Source organism: Streptomyces sp. NPDC031111, from assembly GCF_055570675.1.
In genome coordinates this window covers 634,635-647,838 of the sequence record NZ_JBVIGS010000001.1, presented here as the reverse complement: position 1 = coordinate 647,838, position 13,204 = coordinate 634,635, and the positions used below count along the sequence as shown (strand labels likewise).

The 13,204-nt window shown below is 67.0% G+C and carries 9 protein-coding genes; 1 reads left to right on the top strand and 8 read right to left on the bottom strand.

Translation table 11 applies throughout. The annotated features are described in order from the left end of the window. Positions 1-101: 101 nt before the first annotated feature. The 8 genes from ACZ470_RS02835 to ACZ470_RS02800 form a co-directional block, all read right to left on the bottom strand. A complete protein-coding gene (locus ACZ470_RS02835; protein WP_468423775.1) occupies positions 102-1,310 on the bottom strand; it encodes a hypothetical protein in 1,209 nt (402 codons plus the stop codon). Positions 1,311-1,416: 106 nt separating this feature from the next. Continuing rightward, positions 1,417-2,421 carry an SCO2521 family protein gene (locus ACZ470_RS02830; RefSeq protein ID WP_468423773.1) on the bottom strand — a complete coding sequence of 335 codons (1,005 nt, stop codon included), beginning with the start codon at positions 2,419-2,421 and terminating at the stop codon, positions 1,417-1,419. A gap of 1 nt (position 2,422) precedes the next feature. Then, complete coding sequence (locus ACZ470_RS02825) at positions 2,423-3,388, bottom strand: SCO2522 family protein (RefSeq protein WP_468423772.1); 966 nt, start codon at positions 3,386-3,388, stop codon at positions 2,423-2,425. Further along, positions 3,385-4,302: an SCO2523 family variant P-loop protein gene (locus ACZ470_RS02820; RefSeq protein ID WP_468423770.1), complete on the bottom strand. Its 918-nt coding sequence runs from the start codon at positions 4,300-4,302 to the stop codon at positions 3,385-3,387. The genes ACZ470_RS02825 and ACZ470_RS02820 overlap by 4 nt, the downstream gene beginning before the upstream one ends. A gap of 3 nt (positions 4,303-4,305) precedes the next feature. Beyond that, complete coding sequence (locus tag ACZ470_RS02815; RefSeq protein WP_468423769.1) at positions 4,306-6,150, bottom strand: SCO2524 family protein; 1,845 nt, start codon at positions 6,148-6,150, stop codon at positions 4,306-4,308. A gap of 71 nt (positions 6,151-6,221) precedes the next feature. Further along, complete coding sequence (locus ACZ470_RS02810; RefSeq protein WP_468424048.1) at positions 6,222-6,956, bottom strand: SCO2525 family SAM-dependent methyltransferase; 735 nt, start codon at positions 6,954-6,956, stop codon at positions 6,222-6,224. A gap of 130 nt (positions 6,957-7,086) precedes the next feature. Beyond that, positions 7,087-7,950, bottom strand: a complete 864-nt coding sequence (locus tag ACZ470_RS02805) for a lipase family protein (protein WP_468423767.1) — start codon at positions 7,948-7,950, stop codon at positions 7,087-7,089. 28 nt (positions 7,951-7,978) lie between these two features. Continuing rightward, positions 7,979-12,226, bottom strand: coding sequence for a caspase family protein (locus ACZ470_RS02800; RefSeq protein ID WP_468423765.1), 4,248 nt, complete (start codon positions 12,224-12,226; stop codon positions 7,979-7,981). 406 nt (positions 12,227-12,632) lie between these two features. Here ACZ470_RS02800 and ACZ470_RS02795 point away from each other — a divergent pair, with 406 nt between their 5' ends. After that, on the top strand, positions 12,633-13,157 hold the full coding sequence (locus tag ACZ470_RS02795) for a GNAT family N-acetyltransferase (RefSeq protein WP_468423763.1): 525 nt from the start codon (positions 12,633-12,635) through the stop codon (positions 13,155-13,157). The last annotated feature ends 47 nt before the right edge of the window (positions 13,158-13,204 follow it).

Here is a 13,204-nt window from a genome sequence, read left to right as displayed (position 1 = left end):
AGGGCGGCGGATCGTCGGACGTGGGATCGAGTTGGGCGGTACTGCGTGGGGCGGCACGGAGCCGGGACTACTCCCCCGGGAGTAACCGGCCCGTGCTCCGCTCAGGCCCGGTCGACCATCCAGGTCCCGTCCTCCTCGTCGTCGACCCGCACCTCCAGCTCACGGATGCTCATACCGGCCTCCCACAGCTCCCGGAAGCGCTTCATGCGGTCCTGGACGTGGTCCTGGCGGGCGATGAGCCGGGTCCTTATGTTGACGTCGCGCAGATCCTGATCGATCTCGAAGGAAACCGCCTCGTCGTAGACGATGAAGTCGTTGGTGGTGCCGCGCAGCAGGTGCGGCGGCAGTTCCGGCAGGACGGCCACGCGCACTTCGATGTGCAGGACCTCCTGCTCCTCGCACAGCCTCAGCAGCCGGTCGTCCAGCTCCCGCGCGCTCTCCAGCAGGAACAGCCGTCGCACGGGGACCCCGTGTTCGTCGATCGCCTCCTTCTGCGCGTGCAGGTAACGGCTGGCGGGCTCGCTGTTCCAGAACTCCCGGTCCACGGAGGTGCTGGTGGCACAGATGGACTCCTCCGCGGCACGGGTGAGGGTGAGCATCCAGTCATGGTTCTCACCGGGACATTCGGCGGTCAGGGTGGTCAGATCCGTCATGTGACCGATCACCCGCTGCATCTCCAGGCGGACGAAGGAGGAGAGGATCGGCAGGCCCGGTGCCAGGGCCTCGGCGAAATTGGTGGCCAGGTCGGGCACCGATTCGATGCGGACACGGGCCGGTGCCGACTGGGGCTCGGCAGGGCGGGTCGGTGGGACCAGCCGGGTCTCGACGAGTTGCTTCATGTCCTCGGTGTGCCGGGTCAGACCGCTCTGCAGATCGTCGTAGCGCCGCAGCCCGTCGCGTACGGTGGCGGCGGTCTCGGCCAGCAGGCTCTCCGCTCGCCGGGCCCGTTCCTCCGCCGTGCGGTCCGGAACGAGGAGGACGTGCTGGACAACCACTGCGGCGACGGCGCAGAGTACGGCCGCGCCGAGTTGCCGCGACAGACCGTCCTCCGGGCTCAGTAACGCGGCGACGCCCCAGGCGAGCAGGCCGACGACAAGGCCGACCAACAGGCTGCGGCGCCACGGGGCCGGATCGGTCTTCTGCCCGGCACCCTCCGCCGCGGGGGCTGCCGGTGGCCGGTCGTCCGCGTGCGGGGCGCGGGGCAGAACCGGTCGGCGGGGTGGCCTTCGGTCGCCCGGGTGACCGGGTGTGGCCACCGTGCCCGGCGGGCCGGCCGTGTCTTCGGGCTGAGGTGACTGTGCCGTGCTCATCTCGCTTCTCCCCCCGTTGGGAAACACGTCGGTTCGGGATGCGGGAATGTGCGTGAGGGTCCTGTCGAGTCCGCTCACGGCTGGTGTGCGTCTCGGTGGGATCGGCTCAGGGCGTCGGCGCCACCTCCCGGTACGCCGGGGGAATCGCGTGCAGGGTCAGCTGGTCGCGTACGCGCTGCACCAGGGCGAGCCACTGCCGGGTGAATCCCGGCTGCTCCTCCAACGCGGCCCACAGCGGAGCGAGTTCCCTGTGTACACGGGCCCGCGGCATCCACAGGTGCAGCAGATGGTCGACGGCGGGGCGCAGTGCCTTCACCACAACGGGGAGGTCCTCGACAGGGGTCTGCCGCGGCCGGGGACGTGGTACGCCGGGGCCCAGGCGGATGCCGTCGAGGATGCGGACCACGGTCGTCAGCAGCCAGTCGTGCAGGGCGAGATCGTCGCAGAGCCCGGCTATGTCCGCGCTGCGAGTGCCCTCGGGAACTCGCAGCCGCACGGTGCGCAGCTCGTCTTCCGCGAGGGTGAACCGCTCGAGGGACGGGCCGTCGCCGTCCCCCGCGGGCAGGGCCACCCAACGCAGCCGGGTGGGCCGTGACCTGAGGGGCGGCCGCTGGTCGAGCAGCGGGTGCCGCAGCAGCCGCGTCTGCAGACCGGCGGCGATCAGCCCGACGTCGAGGTCGCCGTGCCGCCCGCCGCCGAGAAGACCTTCGGCGACCGCCTCGCGGGGCAGCTTGCCGAAAGGCTCGATCACTCCGGGCCGTACCAGGTAGTGGCCCCAGGGTCGGCGGTGGTCGGGGCCGGTGGCGGGGACACGGAAGTAGGCGGAGGTCTGCAGGACGCGTCCTTCGGTGAGCGCGGCCCGGGCGGCAACCGTGCCGACCGCGCGGACCCTGGCACCGTTGGAGCTGGGGAGCGGGCAGTCGACTCCGGTGAGGGTGTCTGCGGAACGTCCGTAGAGGTTGGGGCGCTCTGAGACCAGGACCCGCTCGTCGGCGCGCAGGCGCAGCAGCTGTGCGGCGGCGCGGCTGTCGAGGGCCTGGCCGGCAGGCAACAGGCAGGTCCGGACCTCGCCGCAGGCGAGCACGGCACTCGATGCGGTCTCCGGCCTCATGTCAGGACCCCTCGTAGAAGAGGTAGGAGACACGGTCGGCAACCGAGGCGGGTACGGCCACGGCCTCGCGGGCGGACCGTTCGGCGACCTGGCGCAGCGCTTCCGGGTCCACGTCGATCTGGTCGAGAATCACCCGGACGGCGTGCTCGACGGGTAAGAAGCGGTTGGGCAGCACGGAGCAGGTCCGGTAGGCGGCGAACGGGTCCGCGCGGGGGTTGAGTCGTACCAGAGCCGGCAGTTCGTCCCAGTCGTCCGGGAATCCGGTACCCGTGTGCGGCTGCGGATCGAGGACGGCGTCGCCCTGGTGCCGCAGCAGCCCGAGGCGGGCGAGCTGCCACACGGCGGCCAGGAAGGGGCAGGACCAGACTCGCTGCCCGTCGGGGGTGTCGTTCCACAGTTCGACGTCCAGGAAGACCGAGTGACGGCGGGCCGCGGTCTCCGTGGGCGGCTGCCAGGCGGCGGCCTTCCTCATGGCCTGCGGGGCGCGCGTCGCAGGACTGCGCACTCCGTTGGCCAGCCAGCCGGTCAGTGCGGCCGGGGGCCGGTTTCCGTAGCTGCCGGGCGGCGGTTCCTCGACGATGCGGCCGGCCACCGCCTCCGCGACCGGCACCTTGCCGGTGACCGCGCAGCCGGACTCACGGGCCAGGTAGTCGACGGTCAGTCCGGCGCGGTCGGCCTCCGCCAGAAGGAGGGGGACGAGTTCGGCGGGGCTGGAGAAACGGGTGAAGTAGTCGTCGATGAGGAAGCACGTGCTGATCCGGGGACGAGTACCGCCTGCCCGGTCGGCCGCGGCGGCGCGTGCGGCGTCCACCCAGGGACGTACCCGGGCGAAGTGCCGGCGCAGATGGTCCGGGCCGGCTTCAAAATCCTCCATGTAAAAGTGGCCCAGTTCCAGGGAGAGATGAGCCAGCGGCACCGACTGGGTCCGTGGTTCGGCAGTGGTTTCGCGGAACACCGCTTCCGTCATGGCCGCCCCCAGTGGGAGTCGTCGGTCAGCCGTCGGGCGATCTCCTCGAGCGCCTCCAGCGTCTCCTTGTTGGCAATCTGCGTGGAGAGCACGTCGTCTTCGGTGATCAGTTGCTCACGCCACTGCAGGATGGGCTCCAGCGGTACGGTGCCGAGAACCACACTGTCGCCGATGCGCTGGTCGGCGGCGAGGCGGCGCAGCGCCTTGTTGCAGGACTGCATCCAGGCCTCCTGAGCGTGCGACACCTGGGACAACAAGGGCGACTCGGGGTCGGGTACGGCGGCGCGTACGAAGCGGATGTTGCCCTGCAGGGTCTCCTCGTCGTGTCCGCGGTCGACGCCGCTCCGGACGATGCCGTTCTCCTTGTGAACGAGGCCGGCGGCGGCGATGACGTGCTGGTGGGTCCAGCGGTGAAAGACGAGCCAGCGGTAGGGGACGTTGCGCATCCGGGAGTGGGCCGTCGCCGCCAGGACCAGGTCGACGGCGTAGCTGCGGCCGGCGCTCAAATCCACTACGACGAGGTCGAACTCACCGTGGAGCCGCAGGAGGAGGTCGATGCACCGTTCCAGAGCGTCCTCGCCGGTGGCGAATTCCCCGCCGCCGACGTCGCCGGGATAGAGGACCAGGCGGCCGGACTGGTTCTGCCGGGCGCGCAGCACAGGGTGTTCGGTCTGCCGCCAGATGTCGATTCCGGCCGGTTCGGTGACCTCGCCCTCGAGGTAGGAGTGCAGGCCACGTTCCTCGGTACCGCGCATCGCGCTGGGAACGTCGAAGACAGCGGCGGCGGTCGGCGATCCGAAGTCGAAGTCCACGTAAGCGACGTGGTCGCCGGTGAGGGCACGCTGGTAGGCCAGGTTGGCGCTGGTGACCGAGCGACCCGTGCCTCCCTTGTCGGAGGCGGCGAAGACGAGCACGGATCAGCCCTCCTGTGCGGCGGCGTCCCGGGCCTGGGCCAGGGTGTCGAGTTCCTGGAGCACGGGCAGGGCGAGCGCAAAGGCGGTGGCCGGCCGGTCGTCGATCAGACTGCGGGCGTGGTCCAGGCGGCTCTCAATGCTGCGCATGGCCCGTCCTCGGCTCCCGTCGGCGGCGGAGGAGGCCTCCAGCTGCTCCTTGCCGAACAGGTGCGTGGCTTCGCTGAGCAGGTCCCGGGCGAGCTCGGCGAGTTCCGGGCTGCGGATGGGCTGCTGCTCGTACATGTTGCGGGCGGCGACCAGGCACTCGGTGACGCGTTCGGTGACGCTCCAGGACAGGCGGGGGGAGATGCCGTGCGCACCCGGGTAGGCGGCCCGTACGTTGTCCCACAGGCCGGTGCCCTCGCCTTCCGTGATCCTCCGGTTCCACAGGTGTTCGAAGGTCTGCTCGGCGAGGCGCAGCAGCCTGTCCTGGGCGTCGATGCTGCGGGACAGTTCGGCGAGCTGGACGGTCCGCTTGAGCAGCTGGGCCGAGAAGTCGGTCATCCTCCACTGGAGGAGTGACCCGGAGCGTTCGGATCCGGCGAGTGGCATCAGCACGCCCGGGTCGTGCAGCCGGACCACGGGGTCGTTCCTCGTCATCCGGCTGGTGACCCGGCCGCGGTCGGCGAGGCGCTCCATGATGGCGACGGTGCGGGTGAGGTCGTCGTCGGTCGCCTTCCGGCGGACCAGGTCGTGGACGAGGATGGCCGCGACGGTCAGGGAAAAGTACTCCGACTCCAGACGCAGACCGGTGGTCTGCCACGGGAGGTCCTCCAGGGGCCAGCGTTCAGTGCCGAAGCGGGCGACGGCCGACCAGTACTGCTGGCTGAGCTCCCAGCGCAGGCGGAGCGCCTCGGCGAGTTTCTGCTGATCGGCGTCGAGCAGCCCCAGGGTGAGGGTGCGGTCGGAGAAGAGGTCCTGGATACCGTCCAGTGCCACCACGGTGAAGTACACGTAGGGCAGCCGGTCGGCGATACCGTCGGGCTGGCCGGGAACCTGGACACTCAGGTCGGTGATCTGCGGCGCGTCCTTGACCACGCCCCAGGCCCAGCCGCACTCGAAGAGCTGGGTCTCGTCCCGGATGCTCTCGTCGACCTGGATGCCACGGCTGAGGCTTTCGATGATGGTGGCCCGCAGCGGCCGGAAGCGGCGGGAGAACTGCTGGAGCACCGCCCGGTCGGAGTGTCTGTTCTGGCCGATGACCTGGATCAGCCGCCGGCCCTGTTCGGACTCGGCGTCGAAGACGTTGACGGTGAAGGACCGCAGCAGACTGATCATCGCGGCAGTCAGCCGCGTGTTGGTGGCGTCCCGCAGTTCGCTGAGCGCTTTGCGTACGTCGGGGCGGGTTGTGCTGGTCTCGTAGACCTTGAGGAAACCGAGGGTGGCGAGACAGAGCGTGACGGACATGGAGTAGGAGTCGACAACGCCTAACTTGCCTTGTTCGTAGGTGAGTTCCTGTGCGGGGTCGACGGGTTTGAAGTACGGTCCGCCGGCGAAGGTGGGACTGTCGTCGGGCCCCGTGTAAGTGCGCATGAACTGGGTCAGCGCGGTGATCAGGTTCGGGGGGATCTCCAGTCGGCTGCCGACCCGCTCCAGCGCACGCAGCACGTCCCGCTCCGTGGTGTCCGGCTGGTCCAGGCGGAACGCGGGGATCTCGGTGGCGGGGTACAGCAGACAGAGCAGCCGCTCCGCGTCCGCGACGCTGCTCAGCCCATCGGTGTCCCCCCAGACGAGTTTGCCGTCGTCGAACGAGTGGCGGGCCGCGGCCCGCCAGATGTCCAGCAGATGCTGGCGTGGCTTGATCTGCATCCCCTACCCCTCACAGAGACCGGCGAACCGGCATCTCAGGCATGATTCCCGTCGATTATCATCAGAAACAACTATCTTTTGCGCCTTCCGAGCGCCAACAGCATTCCCTCGTGCCCCTCCCGCACCGTATGTTGAAGATCATGCACAACGAGCCCCTCCGCGTACTCACTCATAATTTCTTCGACCCCCTCGGCGGCCACCCGGAATGCCGGATACCGGATCCCTTTGACGATGTATCCCTCGGACTCCTTCATGAACGCTGCAGCGAACGGCGCACCCGCCTCGAGAACATTCATAAAGGTGCGAACGCCGCGCTCGAACTCGGCAGGACACTCCGTCATGGACTCTGCGACAAAGCACATAGTCCCCATGTCCCAACGCTGCCAGCCGTCGAGATCGAACAAATTGGCACGCTCCACTCGAACGATCTCACCAAACCTTTTCCGTGGTTCGATGGACCGGTAAGCCGGGTCCTTGCTGAGAACTGCCCAGAACGGATCCCACATGGCATCAAATCCCCGATCCGACGCCTGCCGCTCCAAGTACGCAACATTGGGGAGGGCATACTCGAGCAGAGTAATCTTGTCGCACCATGGCAGCATGGCCAGCGCCGGGTAGAGGTTCGGTCCGGCCCCCACATCGACACCCCGGGCCGAGCGAGCGGACGTATCGCCGAAGCTGCGACTGAAGTGATCACGCATCAGTCGAACGATCTCCAGGTCACCCTCGCCAGAGATCCGGTAATTAATATCAATATACGCATCCGGGGCAAACGCCGACCACGGCGCATCTGCATTCCGAATCATCTCGTCAACCTTTCGCCCCAGACCAAAGGACACATACGCGATAGCAGGGCACCGTGGATACACGCCCGGCCCTACCGTAAAAATTACCTGACAGGCATGAGACTACCAGGGGTAATCCAGCCACAGCGCATCACTTGAAGGCCGTCTCGATCGCCGCTCCTGTCTCCTTCTTGGTGAGGTAATGGGCAACGTCGTGCACATGGGATCCATTGGGCACCAGGTAGCAGGCAACGTCAGGGCCGAAGCAGGGACGGAGGTCCTTCACCAGCGCCACTACATCCCGGGCATCGGCCAAATTCGTCCAAGCGGTGGAGGACGGCTTTCCTGGCCAGCGACCCATGCCTCGCCCAGGTGGCGGATCGATGCGGTCAAATATCAGGTTGGGTATACCCAAGGGTGAACCCAGCGTGACGAAAGACCTCACGTCGTGCTCAGGCAGCGAACACAACGCCTCATACGCCACAAGACTGCCCAGAGAGTGCGCGACGACCACACGAGTGTCCGCTCCGACCATCTGCCGTACGCGGTCGCGCGCAGCGACGCGCAGTTCGGGCTCGGCAAGATAGCGGACCACCTGTTTCAAATCGAAAATGAGCGCTTTCTCGGCGAGGCCTGCGAAGAACCTCGAGCCTGACAGTGCCAGCAGCGCCGCTTGCACCATCGGCCCCACACCGGCGAGGAGGTTCTGGGCATTCGGCGCCACGACTTGCGGCTCGGCCGCAGCGGCATGCTCCCACCATTGCAGCAGCAGTTCCGTCTCCGGTCCGGCCGATACGTCCCACCACTCGTAGTGTGGGTCGTCGCCGGCCAGACGCTGTCCCGGGGGCAGAAACAAATCCCCGTAAAAGCCCATCACCACGTCGGAATCCGCGAGTCTCGTTGCCGAACCGGCCCGTCGCATCCCGTCGTGGAGCGCCGGTGTCCACTGGCTCAGCAACGTCTGCTCACCGAGTTGCTGTTTGCCCACACCGTGTACGCAGACAACACGTGCCATCGCGTCCTCCGTGACAGCGTCGGAATGGCTAGCGCCGGTCGAAATCAGTGGTCGTACCCATTTCGAACACAACGATCTCGTGGCCTGTGCCGACAACGAAGTCTCCGTCGTCGCTGAGGGAAACCGCGCGCGCCGGATAGGGCGTGGCCCAGCACAACATTTCGCTCCACGTGTGCAGATTCCAAACCCGTACCGTGTAGTCGTCGCCCACCGTAACGGCGACAGGCAGACCGTCGATGCGGCCGGTTGCCACTCCATTCACCACCCCGGTGTGACCGGGCAGAACAGCCACTTCGTCAGTCGTCGACAGGTCCCACGCCCGCATCGCACCGTCGTCACCCACACTGACGGCCAGTTCCAGTTCACCGACACGCGCGCAGGCCACACCGTGAGCCGCACCGGAGTGGGCTGTCAGGGAATTGATCCGCCGACCGGTGAGCAGGTCCCAGGTGCACATGACGCCGTCGTCGCCGACAGTGACGGCCACATGGCGACCGTCGAGACGCGTGCAGGCAACCCCGTTCAACACACCTGCGTGAGCCTCCGCGGAACAAAGGTTCTCGCCGGACTTCAAATCCCACACACGCATAACCCCCGATGCGTCACCGGACACGGCCACCGCGCGCCCGTCGACATGGGTCGTGTCCAGACCCCAGATCCAGTCCTCATGTCCCCGCAGCACGCTCTCGTGCCGACAGGTCTCCAGATTCCAGACATGCAACGAGTAATTGCCACCACCACCCACGACAGCGACCGGTACTCCGTCGACATCCGCACAGGCGACCGCGTTCACCGCGCCCGTATATCCGGTGAGCACAGCCAGCTGGCCTCCTGTCCGTGCATCCCAGACACGTACCGCTCCGTCGCCGTCACCACCCACTGTCAGTGCGGCCGACGAGCCCTTGATCCTCGTGTGCGCCACCGACCACAGCCACCCGGTGTGGCCATACCCGCCCGTCGACGGCCGCTGCTCCGAAGCACCCACACCTGCGGTCTTCTCCTGCCCCGTCTCGGTGGCATCCGCGTCAACTCTCTCCTCCACACCCAGCAGAAGACGCCGTGCTCCAGCCCGCAGGTCCCAGACATGCACCGAACCGTCGGCACCGCCGGTCACAGCTACAGGAGTACCGTCCACCTCGGTCGCCGCAACAGCGTTGACAGCGCTGGCATGGCCATCGAGCACGGCAGAAGGTTCACCCAGCACCAGGTCCCATACGCGGACGGTGTAATCGCCTCCGCCCACCACCGCCAGTGGTCGTTCGTCGACGACGATGCAGGCCACCCCGTTCACCCAGCCTGTGTCACCGCTCAGGACCCGCAGAGCTTCACGCCTCTCCAGGTCCCAGACACAGAGATGCCCGTCCCCACCGCCGCCGGAGACAGCGACCGAGGTCCCGTCGACCCGTGTGGACGACACCGCCCACACCCAACTGCTGTGGCCGGCGAACGTCGCACGTTCCGTCCGCTCCTGTAGATCCCAGAGGCGCACGGAGCCGTCGGCTCCCACACTGATCGCGTGTGGTACATCCCTCACGGTGATGCAGGAAACTCCGTTGACCGCCCCCGGATGACCGACGAGAGAGGCCAACTGGTCCCCGGTGGACAGATCCCACAGCCGGACCGACGCGTCACCACCGCCCACGACGGCCACTGGCATCTCGTTCACGACCGCGCAGGCCAGCCCGTTGACGGCTCCTCCCTGAGCGCTGAGGACCGCCAAACTCTCCCCTGTCGCCAGATCCCACACCCGCACGGTGTAGTCATCGCCCCCGGACAACGCGACGGACACACCGTTCACCATGGTGCAGGCAACCGCGTTGATGGCTCCCTGGTGACCGACGAGGACGGAGCAGAGCTCACCCGTCCGCAAGTCCCAGACACGCACAAGGCCATCGGTGCTCCCACTCACGGCAACCGGGCGACCACTCACTTCTCCGCAGGCAACCGCGTTGACGGCTCCGGGCCGTTCGACCGAGGCTCGGGTCGTCTGGCTGTCGGTGGCCCAGACCGGGCGCCAGAGACTGTTGCGGCTCAAGCGACGCGAGAGGTCTCGGTCTTTGAAACGCAGCGCGTCGAGCGCCAGCAGTTCCCTCCGGATTCCTGGGCTGGCACGTCGGTGGTCGCCGGCCGAGGTCCTGTACAGGTCTGCCAGCCGAAGCGCACGCTCCGTCGTGAGCCTGTCCAGGACCGCCAGCAAAGGCCCGGGCTCGGCATGCACGAGGAACTCGGAGTCCATCACCAGTTCGTCCAACTCACCTGAGACGGCGGCATGAGTGGCGAGATGGTGCAGGGTGTAGGGATGAGCACGGGGCCAGTCGAGACGACGGAGAGGCGTACGAGGGACTAGGCGCTTCAGTACCTCGACGAATCCTCTCTGAGCCTCCCTCGCGTTCTCGTCCCGCCGGAGATGCTCAGCCAGGGCCTGGTGATAGAGGCGGTACGCCGAATGACCGAACTCGGTTGCCTCCACGACATAGCGGCCGGTGGAATGCTGGAGCCACAGAAGATCCTCGTCGTTGTAGGAGCGGCCCGACAAACGGGAGGCCAGCGCACTCCAGATGTCTTCCCAGGGCAGCCCTTGGCCCTCCGCATAGGCCAGGGGCCGCAGAAGGTCCCTCGCACGGTCGGCCTCAGCACCGAGTCGCTCGTCCAAATCCTGCGCCATTGCCGAGTCCGCGGTCTTCGGCAGCGCCTGGCGCCACTCCGGATCGCGGGGGTCGGCAACCACGTCCTGCACGGCCAGGGTCCCGGAAACGATGCGGGCGACCAGGAAGGACGGGAAGGCTGCCTCCGCGACGGCGTCGGCGACCTCACTCACCAGCGCCGGAGGGGCGTCGGCGTATGGGCTGTCGAGCCTCGAGTCCGTCAGTCCCTGGCGGGCATAGGCCGCAAGCGCGGCTCGGTCCGCGTAGGTCTCATTGTCCAGATCGACAATCTTCACCTTCACATCTCGCTGCAGATGTCTGAGCAGGTGGGGTCTGGTTCCTAGGAGCAGGCGCACTTTGCCGTTGCCGAACCGGATCATCGGCTGGATCAGCTGCGTCACCAGCGAGTTGGGGGTAGCGGCCTCGTCCAAGGCATCGATGATCGCGGTGAATGGGCGTTGCCTGTTCGCCAGCGCGTCGAGCAGAGCTCCCACCGTCGAGGCACGCACCCCGGCCGCTGCGGCCAGCCCGTTGAGCACGTCGCTGTCGGTGAGGGCTTGCGCGTAAATGACCACATCGACAGATCCGGGCAGGGGTACCGCTGACTGCGGCAGGTCGAGCAGACGGAGCGGCACACTGTGGTGGCGCTCCTCGCTGGTGAGCGCCGCGACCAGACCCAGAACAGCTGTCTTTCCCGAACCGGGCCCGCCTGTCACCACCAGCGCCGCCGATAGCGAGTCCGGCCCTTCCAGCCACTCCGTGAGCTCGGTGAGTGTGCGGCGACGGCCCCTGAACCACCAGCCGTCCTCTTCTCCGAACGACGCCTTGGCGCGCACCAGCATGCGCCTGGCCAGTTCGGTTTCCCTGCGCTCCGCCTGCGCCTGCCATTCGATCGCTTGCTGCATCGCGAGATCTGCTTCGAACGGGCGGCTGTGCCGCCGTGGATTCGGGAAGAACGCCGGCACATCACCGAGCATCTTGGCCGCGTGCCACTCGATACTCTGTGTTGGCGGCCGGTCGACGTCTGCGTTCATGTGAGCAACGAGTGAACCGAGGCTTAGGTACTCAGGCTTTTCTCCGGCGGTGGCGAGGCTGTCCACTGCGGCGGTGAGCAGATTGGGCAGGGCCTCGACCAGCGCGGACTGAGCGGGCTGAGCGGAAGCGATGAATGCGATACCCGCGCTGTCGTTGTCCGGACTCCTGCGCAAACTCTCCAGAGCGGCCGCCACGGAATCGCCCGCCCCTTGGCCTGCGTGACATGTGTCGAGGATGAAGAGCAGTTGCTTGATGTCCGTGTCGTCGAGCAGGACCGAGGCGATCTGGGACGTCGGCAGCGCTTGCTTCGGCTTCGACAGATCGCTGTCAGCGGGGAAGAACATGTGCCTGCGAGGCGTCGAGCCGAGTAACTGGCCGTGTCCGGCGAGATACACGACAACCATGTCGTCCGGGCGTCTGTCCTCCGACGTGGCGAAGCGCTCCAAATGGTCCAGGAGTGCGTTCCTGTCAGGATCGAGCCCCAGGTCGCTGACGTGTGTGTATCCAAGGCGAGTGGTGAACAGGTCGATGATCTTCTGTCGCGCCTGGACAAGCCCGGGACGGCTCCCGACCGGGGAGCGGGGCAGATGTGCCACAGCCGTGGCGATGAGAAACCGTCGCGGTCCATTCACCCCGTCGCCCCGGCTCATCAGCGGAGGCCTGTTCTCGACCGTCCACGCCCCAGGAGTCCGCAACTTCTCCCGTCCCCCATCACATCCCCCTCCTCGCACTCACCACCCCCAGGAGGGCGACGAGTACTGAGTCTCCAGAAGTGCCCCTGGTCCTCGCACTCCTTACTCAGCCAATCTCCCGGACGGTCGCACATCACTCCTCCCGGAGCATGCGGAACTCCCGGGCATGACTCTCATGCGCCCCCAAAGCCCCCTTGTCGCAGCGGAGTTGGAAGATGACGCTGACGTAGAGCCGCAGACTACACAACCCACTCGTACGGGGGACATGCCGTGCGGTCGACCAGGTTCACTCGAGGACAGTGAGGCGTAGATGACGTCCGAGCTCCGGAACGCAGAGGCTGCACGAATCCGGATATCACCTGATCAATCTCTCACCCTTCGACAGGCGCGCTCGGCGGACGTGGCCGAGCTGCACATCCTCGACGAAAGGATCTTCAAGAAGGTCGCGTACCCGTACTTCCTCATGCGCCAATTGGTCGACATCTACGGCCCGCACTTCCTGGTCCTGGATGATGACGAACACCTCCACGGATACGTACTGGCGGCGACCTCCGCTCTCAACCGTGAGAGCTGGATCCTGGGCTTGTGTGTGGCGATGGACCATCGCGGGGAGGGCCTGGGGCGCCTGTTGATGGCGGCCATCCTCGAGCAGTTGCGCGAGGACGGCATCCACGTCGTCCGGCTCACGGTGGAGCCGGGGAACAGCGTTGCGGTCACGCTCTACGAACGCCTGGGCTTTGTGCCCGAGCAACCCGGAAACGGTTTCCGCAGCGACTATTTCGGTCCGGGTGAACACCGGCTGATCATGCGTCTCAACCTTCCCGGAGCTGGCTGATCCTCCTCGCCCGACCGCCGCTGACGTTCCGGGACGACGAAGGATGC